The 17,852-nt window shown below is 71.9% G+C and carries 15 protein-coding genes and 1 riboswitch; of the genes, 4 read left to right on the plus strand and 11 right to left on the minus strand.

Features of this window, described 5'->3' with window-relative positions; all coding sequences use genetic code 11:
- Positions 1-136: 136 nt before the first annotated feature.
- Entirely contained in the window at positions 137-2,047 is a 1,911-nt protein-coding gene (locus tag ACRAKF_RS07940) for an AAA family ATPase (RefSeq protein ID WP_447036221.1), read from the plus strand.
- 28 nt (positions 2,048-2,075) lie between these two features.
- Here ACRAKF_RS07940 and ACRAKF_RS07945 read toward each other — a convergent pair whose 3' ends face one another.
- The 10 genes from ACRAKF_RS07945 to ribD form a co-directional block, all read right to left on the minus strand.
- Positions 2,076-3,164: a hemolysin family protein gene (locus ACRAKF_RS07945; RefSeq protein ID WP_447036223.1), complete on the minus strand. Its 1,089-nt coding sequence runs from the start codon at positions 3,162-3,164 to the stop codon at positions 2,076-2,078.
- A complete protein-coding gene (locus ACRAKF_RS07950; RefSeq protein ID WP_447036224.1) occupies positions 3,161-4,501 on the minus strand; it encodes a hemolysin family protein in 1,341 nt (446 codons plus the stop codon). The genes ACRAKF_RS07945 and ACRAKF_RS07950 overlap by 4 nt, the downstream gene beginning before the upstream one ends.
- A 197-nt stretch (positions 4,502-4,698) precedes the next feature.
- Positions 4,699-5,139 carry a PH domain-containing protein gene (locus ACRAKF_RS07955; protein ID WP_447036225.1) on the minus strand — a complete coding sequence of 147 codons (441 nt, stop codon included), beginning with the start codon at positions 5,137-5,139 and terminating at the stop codon, positions 4,699-4,701.
- A 21-nt stretch (positions 5,140-5,160) separates the two neighbouring features.
- Positions 5,161-6,018: an ATP phosphoribosyltransferase gene (gene hisG / locus ACRAKF_RS07960; protein ID WP_447036226.1), complete on the minus strand. Its 858-nt coding sequence runs from the start codon at positions 6,016-6,018 to the stop codon at positions 5,161-5,163.
- Between the two features lie 52 nt (positions 6,019-6,070).
- Positions 6,071-6,343, minus strand: a complete 273-nt coding sequence (locus ACRAKF_RS07965; RefSeq protein WP_447036227.1) for a phosphoribosyl-ATP diphosphatase — start codon at positions 6,341-6,343, stop codon at positions 6,071-6,073.
- 35 nt (positions 6,344-6,378) lie between these two features.
- Positions 6,379-6,864: a 6,7-dimethyl-8-ribityllumazine synthase gene (ribH, locus tag ACRAKF_RS07970; protein ID WP_447036228.1), complete on the minus strand. Its 486-nt coding sequence runs from the start codon at positions 6,862-6,864 to the stop codon at positions 6,379-6,381.
- Between the two features lie 48 nt (positions 6,865-6,912).
- A complete protein-coding gene (locus ACRAKF_RS07975; protein ID WP_447036229.1) occupies positions 6,913-8,202 on the minus strand; it encodes a bifunctional 3,4-dihydroxy-2-butanone-4-phosphate synthase/GTP cyclohydrolase II in 1,290 nt (429 codons plus the stop codon).
- The gene (locus ACRAKF_RS07980; protein ID WP_447041864.1) at positions 8,199-8,786 is read right to left on the minus strand and encodes a nicotinamide mononucleotide transporter family protein; all 588 of its coding nucleotides are present in this window, start codon (positions 8,784-8,786) and stop codon (positions 8,199-8,201) included. Before ACRAKF_RS07980 ends, ACRAKF_RS07975 begins: the two co-directional genes overlap by 4 nt.
- A 56-nt stretch (positions 8,787-8,842) precedes the next feature.
- Complete coding sequence (locus ACRAKF_RS07985) at positions 8,843-9,463, minus strand: riboflavin synthase (RefSeq protein ID WP_447036230.1); 621 nt, start codon at positions 9,461-9,463, stop codon at positions 8,843-8,845.
- Position 9,464: 1 nt separating this feature from the next.
- Positions 9,465-10,520: a bifunctional diaminohydroxyphosphoribosylaminopyrimidine deaminase/5-amino-6-(5-phosphoribosylamino)uracil reductase RibD gene (gene ribD / locus ACRAKF_RS07990; protein WP_447041866.1), complete on the minus strand. Its 1,056-nt coding sequence runs from the start codon at positions 10,518-10,520 to the stop codon at positions 9,465-9,467.
- 238 nt (positions 10,521-10,758) lie between these two features.
- A riboswitch (FMN riboswitch) is annotated at positions 10,759-10,889 on the minus strand.
- 336 nt (positions 10,890-11,225) lie between these two features.
- On the opposite strand from ribD, the gene ACRAKF_RS07995 reads away from it, so the two are divergent.
- On the plus strand, positions 11,226-13,574 hold the full coding sequence (locus tag ACRAKF_RS07995; RefSeq protein ID WP_447036231.1) for a chitinase C-terminal domain-containing protein: 2,349 nt from the start codon (positions 11,226-11,228) through the stop codon (positions 13,572-13,574).
- Positions 13,575-13,667: 93 nt separating this feature from the next.
- Here ACRAKF_RS07995 and ACRAKF_RS08000 read toward each other — a convergent pair whose 3' ends face one another.
- Entirely contained in the window at positions 13,668-14,822 is a 1,155-nt protein-coding gene (locus ACRAKF_RS08000) for an ROK family transcriptional regulator (protein WP_447036232.1), read from the minus strand.
- Between the two features lie 97 nt (positions 14,823-14,919).
- Between ACRAKF_RS08000 and ACRAKF_RS08005 the strand changes: the two genes are divergently transcribed.
- Positions 14,920-16,131 (plus strand): MFS transporter, encoded by a 1,212-nt coding sequence (locus ACRAKF_RS08005; RefSeq protein ID WP_447036233.1) that lies wholly within the window; start codon positions 14,920-14,922, stop codon positions 16,129-16,131.
- Positions 16,132-16,247: 116 nt separating this feature from the next.
- Positions 16,248-17,642 (plus strand): uracil-xanthine permease family protein, encoded by a 1,395-nt coding sequence (locus tag ACRAKF_RS08010; RefSeq protein ID WP_447036235.1) that lies wholly within the window; start codon positions 16,248-16,250, stop codon positions 17,640-17,642.
- The last annotated feature ends 210 nt before the right edge of the window (positions 17,643-17,852 follow it).

The raw sequence follows: 17,852 nt of genomic DNA on the forward strand, positions 1-17,852 counted from the left end.
CCCATCGGTGCGCCTTTTTGGACGGCTGCTCTGCGCGCCGAGGCAACTCCCGTCCACAGCAAGGCGGTTCGACGAAGTGGCCGACGGGCACCGGTCCGGCGGTTCGCACACGGGGGCACGGTTTGTGGGGGACGTGATGGACTTCGACGCGGTGGGCACACCCGCCCCGGCCGACCTCGCCTGGCTGAGGGGCGTCGACGCCTACACGATGGGCGCCTACCCGCAGGCGGAGGAGGAGTTCCGCTCCGCGGTCCGGATGGATCCCGGCATGGCCGACGGCTGGCTCGGCCTGCACGCGCTGCGCATCGACACGACGACGGCACTGCTGCGGATGTTCCAGTACCGCGAGCGGTTCGGGGAGCAGCGCACCCGGCACACCCGCACCCTCAACTCCTGGTACTGGCTGGGCTGGTGGGTCCAGCCCGTCCTCGAAAGCACCCGCGACCTGCTCCTCGCGCACGCCTCGCACTGGCTCGACGGCCGCCACGTCCCCGAGCTCGACCGGGCGCTCGCGGGGCTGCCGCCGGTCGACGCCGACCCGCAGGTCCGCTTCCTGCACGCCTGCCGCGCCTACCTCGTCAAGGACTGGGACCAGCTCGTGCGGCACACGGACCCGCTGGTCGACGACCCGATGCTGGGCATCGAGGCCGGGCTCTTCGGCGGCATGGCCCGGGTGCGCCTGGAGATGTACGGGCAGGCCGAGCCGCTCCTCTCCGCCGCCCTGATGCGCTGCCGCAGCGAACAGCCGCAGCGCAAGGAGCTGCGGTACTGGCTGGCCAGGGCGCACGAGGGCACGGGGCGCTCGGCCGCGGCGCTCCCCCTGTACCGCGCGGTGCACCGGGTCGACGCCTCCTTCATGGACACCTCCGCGCGGCTCGCCGCCATCGCCGAGGGCGACGGCTACGACGAGGCGGCCGACCTCGCCGCCGCGATCAGCCTGGCCGGCACGGGGCAGGACGTCCTCGAAGGACCGGACGGCATCGACACGCTCTTCGGCGCCGAGGGCCGGGACGTGAAGGTGACCGACTCCCAGCTACCCCCGGCCGGCGGCGCTCCGGGCACACAGGGCCCCGGCGGCGTCCCCGCGGGGCCCTCCGACGCGGTCCGCGAGAAGGCGATCGTCCCGATCAAGCCGGGCGGCGCCCCGCAGCTCCCGCCGGGCTCCACCGACCCCGCCCTCCTGGAGGCCGCGCTCGCCGAACTGGAGGGCATGGTCGGCCTGGAGCCCGTGAAGCGGCAGGTCAAGGCGCTCTCCGCGCAGCTCAAAATGGCGCGCCTGCGGGCCGCCCAGGGACTGCCCGTACAGCCGCCGAAACGACACTTCGTCTTCTCCGGGCCCTCGGGCACCGGCAAGACCACCGTGGCCCGCATCCTCGGCCGGGTCTTCTACGCGCTCGGGCTGCTCGGCGGCGACCACCTGGTGGAGGCGCAGCGCGCCGACCTGGTCGGCGAGTACCTGGGCCAGACCGCCGTGAAGGCCAATGAACTGATCGACTCCGCGATCGGCGGCGTCCTCTTCGTCGACGAGGCCTACTCCCTCTCCAACTCCGGGTACGGCAAGGGCGACGCCTACGGCGACGAGGCCCTTCAGGTGCTGCTCAAGCGGGCCGAGGACAACCGGCACCACCTCGTCGTGATCCTCGCGGGCTACCCCGAGGGCATGGACCGGCTGCTCGCCGCCAACCCCGGCCTGTCCTCGCGCTTCACGACGCGCGTCGACTTCCCCTCGTACCGCCCCCTGGAGCTGACCGCCATCGGCGAGGTGCTCGCGGCCGAGAACGGTGACGTGTGGGACGAGGAGGCGCTGGAGGAGCTGCGTTCCATCAGCGGGCACGTCGTGGACCAGTCCTGGATCGACGAGCTGGGCAACGGCAGGTTCCTGCGCACGCTCTACGAGAAGAGCTGCGCCTACCGCGATCTGCGGCTCTCCGGCTACCCCGGCGAGCCCTCCCGCGACGACCTCGCCACCCTGCGCCTCCCGGACCTGATGCAGGCCTACGGCGAGGTCCTCTCGGGACGTGGGCCGCAGGACGCGCCCGGCATCTGAGGCCCGGGCGCGTCCCGCGCCGTGCGGCTCATCCCACCAGGGCGCCGTCCAGGCTCTCGGGCATGTCCTCGGCCTCGGCCTGCGGGCGCGGCACGGCCACGCGGTGCGCCGGGTCGCGGACCTCGCCGACCAGGAGTTCCAGGACGTCCTCCAGGGCGACCAGGCCGAGCACCTTGCCCGACGCGTCGGCGACCTGGGCCAGGTGCGTCGCGGCGTGGCGCATCACGGTCAGGGCGTCGTCCAGCGGCAGCTCCGCCCGCAGGGTCGTCATCGGCCGCCACACCTGCTGCGGCACGGCACGGTCGCTCTCCTCCAGGTCGAGGACGTCCTTGACGTGGAGGTAGCCCATGAAGGCGCCGTTCTCCGCGCAGACGGGGAAGCGGGAGAAGCCGGTGCGTCCGGTGAGGCCGACGACCTGGCCCGGGGTGACCGAGGCGTCGACGGTCACCAGTGACGCCCGGTCGAGCAGCACGTCCGTCACCGGGCGCGAGCCCAGCTCCAGGGCGTCCTCCAGGCGCTCCTGCTCCTCGGGGTCGAGCAGACCCGCCTGGCCGGAGTCCTCCACGAGGCGGTTGAGCTGCTCGCTGGTGAAGACGGCCTCCACCTCGTCCTTGGGCTCCACCCGGAAGGCCTTCAGGACGACGCGCGCGCACGCCCCGAGCGCCACCGTCACCGGGCGGCACAGCCGGGCGAAGGCGACCAGGCCGGGGCTGAACCAGAGCGCGGTCTTCTCGGGGGCCGCCATCGCGAGGTTCTTCGGGACCATCTCGCCGATGACGAGGTGGAGGAAGATGACGACGGCGAGCGCGATCACGTAGCCGAGCGGGTGGATCATGCCCTCGGGCAGGTGGGCCGCCGCGAACAGCGGTTCGAGGAGGTGCGCGACGGTGGGCTCGGCGACCGCGCCGAGCGTCAACGAGCAGACGGTGATGCCGAACTGGGCTGCGGCCATCATCTGCGGCAGGTGTTCGAGCCCGTAGAGGACCTGGCGGGCCCGCTTGGAGTCCAGGGGCTCGATCTGGCTGCGGCGCACGGAGACGAGCGCGAACTCGGCTCCCACGAAGAAGCCGTTGGCGAGCACCAGCAGGACGGCGAAGAGAAGCTGGAGCAGGCTCATCGAAGCGCCTCCGCGGCTACGGGGGCCGGCGCCTGGGCCACCTTGACGATCCGGACCCGCTCGGCGCGGTAGTGCCCGACCTGGCGCACCGAGAGCCGCCAGCCGGGCAGCTCGGCCCGGTCACCGGGGACCGGGATGCGGCCGAGCAGGTCGGCCACGAGGCCCGCGACGGTCTCGTACGGGCCCTCGGGCACGTCGAGTCCGATGCGCCGGAGCGTGTCGACCCGGCTGCCGCCGTCGGCGTCCCAGCTCGGCCTGCCGTCCTCCGGCGGGGCCGCGCACAGCTCGGGCAGGTCGTGCAGGTCGTGTTCGTCGCGGACCTCGCCGACGAGCTCCTCGACGATGTCCTCCAGGGTGACCACGCCCGCCGTGCCGCCGTACTCGTCGACGACGACGGCCATGGGCTGTTCGCTGCGCAGCCGCTCCAGGAGGGGCTTCACGGGCAGCGTCCCGGGGATCAGGAGCGGCGGCTGCGCGATGCGGACGACCGGGGTGCGCAGGCGTTCGTGCGCGGACACCGCGAGGGCGTCCTTGAGGTGCACCACGCCGACGATCTCGTCGATCCGCTCGCGGTACACGGGAAAACGGGACAGGCCGGTGGCGCGGGTCAGGTTGACCACGTCCTCGGCCGTCGCCGACGACTGGAGCGCGCTGACCTTCACGCGCGGCGTCATCACGTGCTGCGCGGTCAGCCCGCCGAGCGAGAGGGTGCGTACGAACAGGTCGGCGGTGTCCTGCTCCAGGGTGCCGGCCTGCGCCGAGTGCCGGGCCAGGGAGACCAGTTCGCCGGGGGTGCGCGCGGAGGCGAGCTCCTCGGTGGGCTCCACGCCGAGCATCCGCACCAGGCGGTTGGCGACGGCGTTCAGGAGGGCGATCACGGGCCGCAGGAGCCGCGCGAAGGCGTGCTGCGGGCCCGCGACGAACCGCGCGACCTGCAACGGCTTGGAGACCGCCCAGTTCTTGGGGACCAGCTCGCCGATGACCATCTGCACGGCGGACGCGAGCAGCATGCCGACGACCACGGAGAGGCCGCCCACGGCGCCTTCGGGGACGCCGATCGCGGTGAACGGGACCGCGAGCAGCTCGGCGAGCGCCGGTTCGGCGAGCATGCCGACGACGAGCGAGGTGATCGTGATGCCGAGTTGGGTGCCGGAGAGCTGGAACGACAGCTCCTTGAGGGCTTGGACGACCGTGCGGGCCCGGCGGTCGCCGTCGGCCGCGGCCTTCTCCGCTTCGGGCCGCTCCACGGTGACGAGACCGAACTCGGCCGCCACGAAGAAGCCGTTGGCGAGAATCAGCAGGAATGCCGCCCCGAGGAGCAGCAGCGGGACTGTCATGCCGCCGCCTCCCATGTCGTGCGGGTCCCGGTAGGCCGGGCGGGGGCGGCGCAGGTACTACAGGACGATCCGTCCATCGCTGGAGGGAGTCACTCCTCGGTTAGCAGGAGCCCCTGGGGGCCGGGCGGGCCCGTCAGGGGCGGGGCGGCACACCGGGCCGCTCCGCCACCAGATTAATCAGATCCGGGCACGGATGGTCAGTCCCCGAGCGGGGCGCGGGACTCGGCGAGGTCGCGCAGGGCGCGGGCGTCCGCGAACGCCTGCTGCCGCGCGATGCCCGGCTGGATGCCCAGGGCGGGCAGCCGGGTGCCGTCGCTGAGGTCCAGGAACACCCAGGGGTCGCCGGGGCGGAGGGTGACCTGCACGATCTCCGCCCACTCCAGGCGCCTGCCGCCGGCGATGTTGACGACGTGCACGCCGGCCTCGTCGGCGACGACCTTGGGCCTGCCGAGCAGTACGAGTACGCCGAAGAGCAGCGCGCCGGTGAGGACGAAGCTGGCCCGCTCCCCCGGGCCGATGCCGGGCAGCATGAGGGCGATCACCGTGAGGACGACGAACATCGCGGCGCCCGCGCTGAGCAGGACCGTCCTGGTCCGCTTCGGCCTGAAGGTGACGGGGAGGGAGGGAAGCTCAGACACGGGACGGGTCTTCCTGCCGGTTCAGAGGCGACATGCGTGGATCGCCGTGGTGAGGATGGCCCGCGCCCCGAGGGCGTAGAGGTCGTCCATGACCCGCTGGGCCTCCTTGGCGGGGACCATGGAGCGCACGGCGACCCAGCCCTCGTTGTGCAGCGGCGAGATGGTCGGCGACTCCAGGCCCGGGGTGAGGGCGACGGCGCGCTCCAGGTGCTCGGCGCGGCAGTCGTAGTCCATCATCACGTACGAACGGGCGACGAGCACGCCCTGGAGACGGCGGAGGAACTGCTCGATCTTGGGCTGCGCGGCGTCGGAGGTGTCGGCGCCGATGCGCCGGATGACGACCGCCTCCGACTTCATGATGGGCTCGCCGAAGACTTCGAGGCCCGCGTTCCGCAGGGAGGTGCCGGTCTCGACGACGTCCGCGATGACCTGGGCGACGCCCAGCTCGATGGCGGTCTCGACGGCACCGTCGAGGTGGACGACGGAGGCGTCGACGCCGTGGCCCGCGAGGTGCTTGGCGACGATGCCCTCGTACGAGGTCGCGACGGTCTTGCCCGCGAGGTCCTCCACGCCGGTGGCCGTGCCCGGCTTCGCGGCGAAGCGGAAGGTGGAGCGGGCGAAGCCGAGCGGCAGGATGCTCTCGGCACCGGCGCCGGAGTCGACGAGCAGGTCCTCGCCGGTGATGCCGATGTCGAGGCGGCCCGCCGAGACGTAGATCGCGATGTCCTTGGGGCGCAGGTAGAAGAACTCCACCTCGTTCTCGGGGTCGACGAGGACGAGCTCCTTGGACTCCTTGCGCTGCTGGTACCCGGCCTCATGGAGCATCGCCGACGCAGGTCCGGACAGTGAACCCTTGTTGGGGACGGCGATGCGCAGCATGAGGTCGGATTCCTTTGCGTGACGGGAGAGTCGGGCGGAGTGGGCGTACGGCTCAGAGGTGGGCGTACACGTCGTCGAGGGAGATGCCGCGGGCGACCATCATCACCTGGACGTGGTAGAGGAGCTGCGAGATCTCCTCGGCGGCGGCCTCCTTGCCCTCGTGCTCGGCGGCCATCCAGACTTCGGCGGCCTCCTCGACGACCTTCTTGCCGATGGCATGGACGCCCTTGCCGACGAGCTCGGCGGTGCGGGAGGTCGTGGGGTCGCCGTTGGCGGCCTTGTGCTGGAGCTCGGTGAAGAGCTCCTCGAAAGTCTTCTTGGACATGATGCCGTTCACTCTACGCGCCCGCGCGGCGCCGCTCAGCGCCAGGGCTCGGAGACGGTGCGCAGCGTGGTCGCGGTGGCGACGGCCGCGGTGACCGCTTCGTGCCCCTTGTCCTCGCTGGACCCCTCGATGCCCGCGCGGTCGAGCGCCTGCTCCTCGGTGTCGCAGGTCAGCACGCCGAATCCGATGGGCACTCCGGTGTCCACGGAGACCTGGGTGAGGCCCTGCGTCACGCCCTGGCACACGTACTCGAAGTGCGGGGTGCCGCCGCGGATGACGACGCCGAGCGCGACGATCGCGTCGTAACCCCGTCCGGCGAGGACCTTGGCGACGACCGGCAGCTCATAGCTGCCCGGCACGCGCAGGACGGTCGGCTCGCTGATGCCGAGCTCGGTCAGGGCGCGCAGGGCGCCGTCGACGAGGCCGTCCATGACCTTCTCGTGCCACTGCGCGGCGATCACCGCGACCCGCAGGTCGCCGCAGTTCTTCACGCTCAGTTCGGGTGCACCCTTGCCGCTCACGCGCTTCTCCTGATCGTTTCCGTGGTGTGTGTACGTTTTGCCGGCCGGTCACTGATTGCCGCAGGCGGAGACGCCGGGGGCGTCGAGCCAGGGCAGGTCGTGGCCCATGCGGTCGCGCTTGGTGCGCAGATAGCTCAGGTTGTGCTCGCCGGCCTTGACGGGCATGGGCTCGCGCGCCGTGACCTTCAGGCCGTGCCGCAGGACCGCGTCGGTCTTGTCGGGGTTGTTGGTCATCAGCCGGACGCCGCGCACGCCGAGGTCGGCGAGGATGCGGGCGCCCGCGCCGTAGTCCCGCGCGTCGGCGGGCAGGCCGAGCTCCAGGTTGGCGTCGAGGGTGTCGCTGCCGCGCTCCTGGAGTTCGTAGGCGCGCAGCTTGGAGAGCAGGCCGATGCCGCGCCCCTCGTGGCCGCGGAGGTAGACGACGATGCCGCGGCCCTCCCCGGTGATGCGCTCCATGGACGCTTCGAGCTGCGGGCCGCAGTCGCAGCGAAGGGAGTGGAAGACGTCGCCGGTCAGGCACTCGGAGTGCAGCCGCACCAGGACGTCCTCGCCGTCGCCGAGGTCGCCGTGGACCAGGGCCACGTGCTCGACGCCGTCGACGGTGGAGCGGTAGCCGTACGCGGTGAAGTCGCCGAAGGCGGTGGGCAGCCGGACCTCGGCCTCGCGGCGGACGGTGGGCTCCGACGAGCGGCGGTAGGAGATCAGGTCCTCGATGGAGATGATCGTCAGGCCGTGCTTGCGGGCGAAGGGGATCAGCTCCGGCAGGCGGAGCATCCTGCCGTCCTCGCCCGCGATCTCCACGATCGCCCCGGCCGGGCGCAGGCCCGCGAGGCGGGCGAGGTCGACGGCGGCCTCGGTGTGGCCGTTGCGGACGAGGACGCCGCCGGACCTGGCGCGCAGCGGGAAGACGTGCCCGGGGCGCACGAAGTCGTCCGCGGTGGCCTCGCCGCCCGCGAGGAGCTGGAGCGTGGTCGCCCGGTCGGCGGCGGAGATGCCGGTGCTCACGCCGTGCGCGGCGGAGGCGTCGACGGAGACGGTGAAGGCGGTGCTCATCGACTCGGTGTTGTGCTCGACCATCTGCGGCAGCCGCAGCCGGTCGAGCTCCTCCGCCTCCATGGGCGCGCAGACCAGGCCGCGGCACTCGCTCATCATGAAGGCGACGATCTCGGGGGTCGCCTTCTCGGCGGCGACGACGAGGTCACCTTCGTTCTCGCGGTCCTCGTCGTCGACGACCACGACGGGCCGGCCGGCGGCGATGTCACGGATGGCCTGCTCGACGGGGTCGAGGGACAGGTCTTCGACGTTGTCCGTGCTGTACCAGAGGGGTGCCGTGGTCATGCCGGGGCTCCTTCCATGACGGGCTGAGAGGCCGCCGCGCGGGAGCGCAGCCACCAGTCGCGCATGCCCCACAGGACGAGGGCGAGGTAGACGACGTACACAAGGCCGGAGAAGGCCAGGCCGCTGGTGAAGGCGAGCGGCACACCGACCACGTCGACGAGGAGCCAGGCGAACCAGAACTCGACGAGGCCGCGCGCCTGGGCGACCATCGCGGTGAGCGTGCCGACGAAGATGTAGGCGTCCGGCCAGGGGTTCCAGGACAGGTCGGGAACGGCGGTGAACAGGGCGCCGACCGCGAGCGTGCCGACGGCGGTGCCCGCGAGCATGATGCCCCGCTCCTTCCAGGTGGCGAACCGGATGGCGATGGAGCCGTCCTGCGCCTGCTGCCTGCCGCGCGTCCACTGCCGCCAGCCCCACAGCGCGACGCCGATGACGAGGAGCTGCTTGCCGACGCCGCCGGAGAGCTGCGCGGAGGCGTACGCGGCGACGAGGATGACGCCGGACAGGAACTGGGCGGGCCAGGTCCATATGGAGCGCCGCCAGCCGAGCGCGAGGGCGATCAGCCCGATGGTGTTGCCGATCATGTCGGACCAGAGGATGTGCTGGTCGAAGGCCGTGAAGGCTTCCGCGTTGAGCCAGTTCACTTGGTGGCCTCCTGGTCCGGTCCCTGGGCACGGTCGCCGAGCAGGCGCTCCACGTACTTGGCGATGACGTCGACTTCGAGGTTGACCGGGTCGCCGGGCTGCTTGATGCCGAGCGTGGTCAGCGCGAGGGTGGTGGGGATGAGGCTGATGGTGAAGAAGTCTGGGCCCGCGTCGACCACGGTCAGGCTGACGCCGTCGACGGTGATGGAGCCCTTCTCGACGACGTAGCGCGCGAGTCCGGCGGGGAGGGAGACCTTGACGATCTCCCAGTTCTCGGACGGCTTGCGCTCGACGATCTCGCCGGTGCCGTCGACGTGGCCCTGCACGATGTGTCCGCCGAGGCGCGCGCCGACCGCGGTGGGGCGCTCCAGGTTGACGCGGGAGCCGACCGTGAGCGCGCCGAGGCTGGAGCGGTCCAGGGTCTCCGCCATGACGTCGGCGGTGAACTCCTCGCCCTCGTGCTCCACGACCGTCAGACAGACGCCGTTGACCGCGATGGAGTCGCCGTGCTTGGCGCCGTCGGTGACGACGGGGCCGCGCAGGCGGAACCGGGAGGCGTCGGGAAGGTTCTCGACGGCGGTGATCTCGCCCAGCTCTTCGACGATTCCGGTGAACACGTCAGTGCTCCTTCGCTACGAGGGTCGCGGTGATCCGCAGGTCGGGTCCGAGGCGGCGGGTCTCGCTCACGTCGAGCCGCAACGCCTGGGTGATGGTGGTGATTCCGCCGCCCGCGAGAGCGGCCGGGCCCGCGCCGAGCAGGACGGGGGCGAGGTAGCCGACGACGCGGTCGACGGCGCCCGCCGCGACGAAGGCCCCGGCGAGCGTCGGGCCGCCTTCGAGGAGTACGGACCGCACTCCACGCGCGTGCAGGGCGGCGAGCAGCGCGGGGATGTCGAGCCCGCCCTCGGCGCGCGGGAGCCGTACGGTCTCGGCGTCGGTCCTGGGCGGTACGTCGTCGGCGACGGCGATGAGGGTGGGCGCCGCGTCGTCGAGGACGCGGGCGCCGGGCGTGACGGCGGTGCCGTTGGTGTCGACGACGACCCGCAGGGGCTGGACGGCGCCCTCGACGCCGCGCACGGCGAGGTGCGGGTCGTCGGCGCGCTGGGTGCCGGAGCCGACCAGCACGGCGTCGCACTCGGCGCGCAGCCGGTGGACGTCGGCGCGGGCCTCGGCGGAGGTGATCCAGCGGCTCGTGCCGTCGGCGGCGGCGGTGCGGCCGTCGAGGGTGGCGGCGTACTTCCAGGTGACGTGGGGCCGGCCGAGCCGGACGGCGGTGAGCCAGGCGGCGTTGCCCGCGGCGGCCTCGGCCTCGCACAGGCCCTGCTCGACGGAGATCCCGGCCGTGCGCAGGGTCTCGGCGCCGCCGGTCGCGGCGGGGGTCGGATCGCCGACGGCGTAGACGACGCGGGCGATCCCCGCCTCGATGAGGGCCTGCGTGCACGGGCCGGTGCGGCCGGTGTGGTCGCAGGGTTCGAGGGTGACGAGGGCGGTGCCGCCACGGGCCCGCTCTCCGGCCGCGCGCAGGGCGTTGACCTCGGCGTGCGGGCCGCCGGCGCGCTGGTGCCAGCCCTCGCCCGCGACCTCGCCGGAGGCGTCGAGGACGACGCAGCCGACGACGGGGTTGGGGCTGGTGGAGCCGAGTCCGCGGGCGGCCAGCGCGACGGCGCGCCGCATGGCGGTCTCTTCGGCTACGGCGGTGGCCACCGGATCTCCTGCCTCTTCGGGCACGGACTCCGGGGCTGTCGAAAGACGACGACACGTACGGGCAGCGGCACCTGTGGCGACGCCGACGCCGATGACACCTGTCCTCGGGATCTCCCGAGAACCGTCCCCGGAAAATACCGGGAACCGTCCCGGCCTCCTCGGAGGTCCAGGAACAAGCCACTACGACGGCGTGCAAGATGCCCGCCCGCCGCGCACTGCCTCCCATCCGGACTTTCACCGTCGGTCCAGGAATTTCACCTGGTCAACCGGCCGCTGGAGGCGGCCGGGTCGCGGACTGTAACCGCCGGTTCGGAATTACACCGACCCCGGAGTGCGCTGCTTCTGGTACGAGGCCAGTGTGCCACGTCTGATCGTCGGCCCGCCGGGGGGCGGCCTGTGGGCTGACTCACAGGCACGTCGGGCATAGGGCCCATGCGTCACACGCGCCCCCCCCCCCGGGCATCGCGGGACGCCGCCGACTTTGGTCCAGACCTATTTGGTCCAGACCTATTGACGCTTTGGTCTAGTCCTCTTAATCTCTGCGTCACCTCCAGGAGCCGGAGCCGACGGTGTGCGCACACCGGGCCCCGACACGTTTCACGACTTCACCCGTGTGTTCCGCCCCGTTCGTGTACCGCCCCGTTCGTGTACCGCCCCCGCACCCGGAGGTTCCCCTTGCCGTTCCTCACCCGCGCGAGACCCACCCTGCTCGCGTCCGGCGCCGCCGTCGCCGGACTGCTGCTCGGCCTGGTCTCCGGCGGCGCCTCGCACGCCGCCGACGACGCGTCCTGCCGCCCCGACGGTCTCTACTCGACCCCGGGCGTCGACGTCCCGTACTGCTCCGTCTACGACAGCGAGGGACGGGAGAAGATGGGCGCCGACCACCAGCGGCGCGTCATCGGCTACTTCACCGGCTGGCGTACGGGCAAGAACGGCGAGCCCGCCTACCTCGCCCCGGACATCCCGTGGGACAAGGTCACCCACGTCAACTACGCCTTCGCGCACATCGGCAAGGACAACAAGCTCTCCGTCGGCTCCGACGGGGAGAAGAACGCCGCGACCGGGATGACCTGGCCGGGCGTCGCGGGCGCCGAGATGGACCCGTCGCTGCCCTACAAGGGCCACTTCAACCTCCTGAACAAGTTCAAGAAGCAGCACCCGGACGTCAAGACGCTGATCTCGGTGGGCGGCTGGGCCGAGACCGGCGGCTACTTCGGCGACGACGGCAAGCGCGTCGACTCCGGCGGCTTCTACTCGATGGCGACCAACGCCGACGGCTCCGTGAACCAGGCGGGCATCGACACCTTCGCGGACTCCGCGGTCGCCTTCATCAAGAAGTACGGCTTCAACGGCGTCGACATCGACTACGAGTACCCGACCTCCATGAAGGACGCGGGCCACCCCTCGGACTTCCCCATCTCCAACGCCCGGCGCGGCGGCCTCGTCAAGGGGTACGCGGCGCTGATGAAGAGCCTGCGCGAGAAGCTCGACAAGGCGGGCGCGGCCGACGGCAAGCACTACATGCTCACCGTGGCGGCACCCTCCTCCGGCTATCTGCTGCGCGGCATGGAGACCTTCCAGGTCCAGAAGTACCTGGACTACGTCAACATCATGTCCTACGACCTGCACGGCGCCTGGAACGAGTACGTCGGCCCCAACGCCTCCCTCTTCGACGACGGCAAGGACGCCGAGCTGGCGGCGGCCGGCGTCTACGGCAGCCAGCAGTACGGCGGCGTCGGCTATCTGAACACCGACTGGGCGTACCACTACTTCCGCGGCTCGATGCCGGCCGGCCGCATCAACATCGGCCTGCCGTACTACACCCGCGGCCACAAGAACGTGCAGGGCGGCACCGACGGCCTGTGGGGCAAGGCCGCCGCGTCCAGTTGCCCGGCCGGTTCCGGCCTGACCAAGTGCGGTGACGGCGCGGTCGGCATCGACAACCTCTGGCACGACAAGGACGACAACGGCAAGGAGTCCCCGGCGGGCTCCAACCCGATGTGGCACGCGAAGAACCTGGAGAAGGGGATCGTCGGCGACTACGTCACCAAGTACGGCTTCCCCGCGGACACCAAGCTGACCGGCACCTACGCCCGCAAGTACGACTCGACGCTGGTCGCCCCGTGGCTGTGGAACGCCGAGAAGAAGGTCTTCCTCTCCACGGAGGACGAGACGTCGGTGGCGAAGAAGGCCGACTACGTGGTCGACCGCGGCATCGGCGGCACCATGGTCTGGGAGATGGCGGGCGACTACCGCTGGAACGCGACCAAGGGCCAGTACGAGATCGGGGACACCCTCACCTCGCTGATGTACGACAAGTTCAAGACCGCGAAGCCCTACGGCGCGAAGGTCTCGAACAAGGAGCTGCCCACAAAGGCGGTGGACGTCGGCGTCGAGTTCGGCGACTTCAAGCTCGGTGACTCCAACTACCCGATCACCCCGAAGGTGAAGATCACCAACAACACGAAGACGGCACTGCCCGGCGGCACGGAGTTCCAGTTCGACTACGCGACCTCGGCTCCCGGCAACGCCTCCGACCAGTCGGGCTTCGGCACCAAGGTGATCAGCAGTGATCACACCGGCAGCAACGTCGGCGGGCTGAAGGGCGACTTCCACCGCGTCTCGCTGAAACTGCCGGCCTGGCAGTCGCTCGCGCCCGGCGCCTCGGTGGACCTCTCCTTCAACTACTACCTGCCGACGTCCACGCCGTGGAACTGGACCGTCGAGATCAGCGGCACGAAGTACGCGCTCGCCGGTGACCTGGCGCGCGGCACCACGCTGGTCGAGCCGGGCACGGGCACGGGCCCTGGGCCGACGGACCCGCCGGGACCGACCGACCCGCCGGGACCGACGGACCCGCCCGGCGCGTGCACGGCTCCGGCGTGGAGCGCGTCGACCGAGTACGGCTCCGGCAAGACCGTGTCCCACAAGTCCCACACCTGGAAGGCCAAGTGGTGGACGAAGGGCGACGAGCCCGGCGCCGGCGGCGAATGGGGCGTCTGGCAGGACCTCGGCACCTGCTGAACCGCTGACCGCCGCTCAGAGCCTGTGTCATGACCCCGCCGCCCCCTCCCGCCGGCCCACCCCGGCGGGAGGGGGCGGCTTTGTGCCGGTCCCTCAGGCTCCTGGGCCGAACAGCTCCTCCTGGGCCGCGTCCCTCGCGGCGAGCAGTGCGCCGCGCAGCACCGCGGAGCCGCCGAGGGCGCTGGCGCGTACCTCCGTACGCAGCGGGGACATGGCCGTGACGCGGTCCTCGACCCGGGCGGCGAGCGTGGCACCGCCCGCGCGGCCCACCTCGCCGCCGAGGACGACGCACCCGGGGTCGAGGATCGCCGCCATGGCCGCGGCGCCCACGGCGACGCGGTCCGCGACGGCGTCCAGGAAGGCGCCGTCGGCGCTCTCCACCGCGTGCCGCACGAGGTCGGACGCGGACATCTCCGGGGACCGCAGGCCGTGCTCCGCGCCGAGTTCGAGGAGCGCCGCGGCGCAGGCCAGCGAGTGGAAGCCGCCCTCGCAGCCGGTGGCCGAGGGCAGGCCGCCCGTGCCCGGCACCGGCAGGAAGCCGATCTCCCCCGTGCCGCCCGAAGCGCCCCTGCGCAGGGTCCCGTCGAGCACCACGGCGGCCCCCACGCCGTCCCCGAGCCAGAGCAGCACGAACGTGTCCGTGCCGTGCGCGGCGCCGTCCCGCTGTTCGGCGCGGGCCGCGAGGTTCGTCTCGTTCTCCACCAGGACGCGCGCGCCGAGCCGCTCCTGGAGGGCGCCCGCGATCCTGCGGTGCCAGACGGGCAGGGAGGTGGTGTCGTGCAGGTCGCCCGTGGCGGGGTCGATGAGGCCGGGGGCACCGACGCCGACCGTGTGCAGCCGCTGGACGCCCCCCGCGCCCGCCGTGCGCACCACGAGGCCGAGGGCGCGCTCCAGCGCGGCGTCCGGGTCGCCGCCGACGGGCGCGGAGGCCTCGGCGAGGACCGCGCCGAGCAGATCGGTGACGACGACGGAGACGCTCTCCGTACGTACGTCGAGCGCGGCGAGGTGGGCCCGGTCCGCGACGATTCCGTACAGCCGTGCGTTGGGCCCGCGCCGCTGGGCACCCGCCTCGCCCACGACGGTGACGAGCCCGGAGCCCTGGAGGCGCTCGACGAGGTCGGCCACGGAGGGCCTGGAGAGGCCGGTGAGCTGCTTCAACTGGTTGGCCGTGAGGGGCCCTTCGCTCTGCAGGAGGCCCAGCGCGAGCCGGTCGTTGATGGCCCGAGCGGTACTCGGTGAGGCAGGCATGCCGGGATCCTTCCACACGGCGCTTCTATTTATCAGGCAGGGTTCCTGATAGTTTACGTCGCCGTATCGGGGCAGTCCTCGGGAGGGGCGGAACGGGATGAGTGAAGTGGTCTACGACAAGGCGCGGCTGCGGCGTGCGCGGATCGCTGTGGCGGCCGTGTTCTGCGTGCACGGCGCCGTCACCGGTTCCTTCGCGACCCGGGTGCCCTGGATCCAGGAGCACGCGTCGGTCAGCGCGGGCATGCTCGGCCTGGCCCTCGCCTTCCCGGCGATCGGCGCCTCCGTGGCGATGCCCCTCGCGAGCCGCATAAGCCACCGCTTCGGCGCCCGCACCGCGCTGCGCGGACTGCTCGCCATGTGGACGCTCTCGCTCGTCCTTCCCGCGCTCGCGCCCAACCTGCTCACGCTCTGCCTGGCGCTGTTCGTGTACGGCGCCTCTTCGGGCATGTCGGACGTGGTGATGAACGCCCTCGGCGTCGAGACCGAGACCCGCATGGGTAAGTCGATCATGTCGGGCCTGCACGGCATGTGGAGCGTCGGCGCCCTGATCGGCTCCGCGGCCGGCACGGTCGCCGCGCACCTGGGCTCCGACGCCCGTCTGCACCACGCGCTCGCCGCCGCCGCGCTCACCGCGCTCGGCCTGGTGGCCTGCCAGGGCGTGCTCGACGTACAGGCGGAGCCCGAGGAGGAGGCGCCGCCGCGGTTCTCGCTGCCGCCGAAGTCGGCGCTGCTCATCGGCGCGGTCGGCTTCTGCGCGGTCTTCGCGGAGGGCGCGAGCCTGGACTGGTCGGCGGTCTACCTGCGGGACGTCCTCGACACGTCGGCCGGTGTCGCCGCCGCGTCGACCACCGGCTTCACGCTCACCATGGCCATCGCGCGGCTCGCGGGCGACGCCGTGGTCGACCGGTTCGGCGCGGTGCGGACGGTGCGCGCGGGCGGCGCCCTCGCGGTGCTCGGCGGGCTGCTCGTGGTCCTCTCGTCGCACGCCCTCATGGCCATGGCCGGTTTCGCCCTGCTCGGCCTCGGCATCGCGGTCGTGGTCCCGCTGGCCTTCGCCGCGGCGGGCCGCAGCGGCCCGAACCCCAGCCAGGCCATCGCGGGCGTCGCCACCATCACGTACACCTCGGGTCTGATCGCGCCCTCGGCGATCGGGACGCTGGCGGACGCGACGAGTCTGGTGACCTCTTTCGGCCTGGTGACGCTGCTCGCCTTCGGCCTCGTCCTCTTCGCGAACGTGCTGCGCACGGACGGCCGCAAGGCCGCGCAGGGCTCGACGGCCCAGTCGGCGGCGCCCGACCGCACGCCCTGACCCCTCCCCCGGGGCCGGGCCGGGGAGAAGTCGCACTTGCGTCGCATTAACATGGCGTCGATCATTTCGGGCCACGCGACACGGCCCGGCTCAGCGCACAGAAAGCGACACTCACCATGGATCTCGGCGTGCGCTGGAAACTCCACGGCGACGGCCGTACCCCCGCCCCCGGCGCGGTCGTACGGCCCGATGAGCGCCTCTCGTGGCCACGGACCTTCGGGCTCGGCGCGCAGCACGTGGTGGCCATGTTCGGCGCCTCGTTCGTGGCACCCGTCCTGATGGGCCTCGACCCGAATCTGGCCATCATGATGTCGGGCGTCGCGACCGCCATCTTCCTGCTCGCCACGGGCGGCCGGGTCCCCAGCTACCTGGGCTGTTCGCTCTCCTTCGTCGGCGTCGCCGCCGTGATCCGGGCGCAGGGCGGCTCCAGCGCGACCGTGACCGGCGCGGTCCTCGTGGTCGGCGCCGCGCTGTTCCTGGTGGGCCTCGCGGTGCAGAAGTTCGGCGCGCGGATCATCCACGCGGCGATGCCGCCGATCGTGACCGGCGCGGTGGTCATGCTGATCGGCTTCAACCTGGCGCCGGTCACCGCCTCGACCTACTGGCCGCAGGACCAGTGGACGGCGCTCCTGGTGATGCTCTTCACCGGATTGGCCGTGGTGTGCCTGCGCGGATTCTGGTCGCGCATCGCGATCTTCCTCGGCCTGATCTTCGGCTACGGCATCTCCTGGGTCCTCGACCAGGTCTTCGGAAAGATCCACTCGGCGGACGGCTCCGGCAAGGTCGTCGACCACTGGCGCCTGGACCTGTCCGCCGTCGGCAACGCCGACTGGATCGGCCTGCCCTCCTTCCACGCGCCGAGCTTCGAGTGGTCGGCGATCCTCGTGGCGCTGCCCGTCGTCATCGCCCTGATCGCGGAGAACGCGGGGCACGTCAAGGCCGTCGGCGAGATGACCGGCGACAACCTCGACGACAAGCTGGGCACCGCGATCTCCGCCGACGGCGCCGCCTCCGTGCTCTCCACCGCGGTCGGCGGCCCGCCCAACACGACGTACTCCGAGAACATCGGCGTGATGGCCGCCACCCGCGTCTACTCCACGGCCGCGTACTGGGCCGCGGCCTGCTTCGCGCTGCTCTTCGGCCTCTGCCCCAAGTTCGGCGCGGTCGTCGCCGCGATCCCGGGCGGGGTGCTCGGCGGCATCACCGTCATCCTGTACGGCATGATCGGCCTGCTCGGCGCGCAGATCTGGATCAACGCCGGGGTCGATCTGCGCAATCCGCTGAACCTCGTCCCCGCCGCCGCGGGCATCATCATCGGTGTCGGCGGGGTCTCGCTGAAGTTCACCGACAACTTCGAGCTGAGCGGCATCGCCCTCGGCACGATCGTGGTCATCACCGGCTACCACGTCCTGCGCGCGTTCGCCCCGCCGCACCTCAAGACGCAGGAGCCGCTGCTCGATTCGGGCACCTCGACGTACGACGAAGAGGACGACGCGAGCCCCAAGCGCTGAACGGCGCTTAATCGCTGGACGTGGTGTGCGGCCCTGGTTAGGGTTGCGCACCATGTCCAGCCCCGAGGCATCAAGACTCAGGCCACCGGTCGTCCGGTGGCTTCCCGTGCTGTCGCGCTGACACTCCCGCCGCCCTTCGGGCGGCCGTCCGCGACCCCTGGCACAGCCACCACCGGATCACCGCCCCCGTGCCCTGATCCCTTTGCTGCA

It is taken from the genome of Streptomyces sp. DSM 118878 (assembly GCF_052936595.1).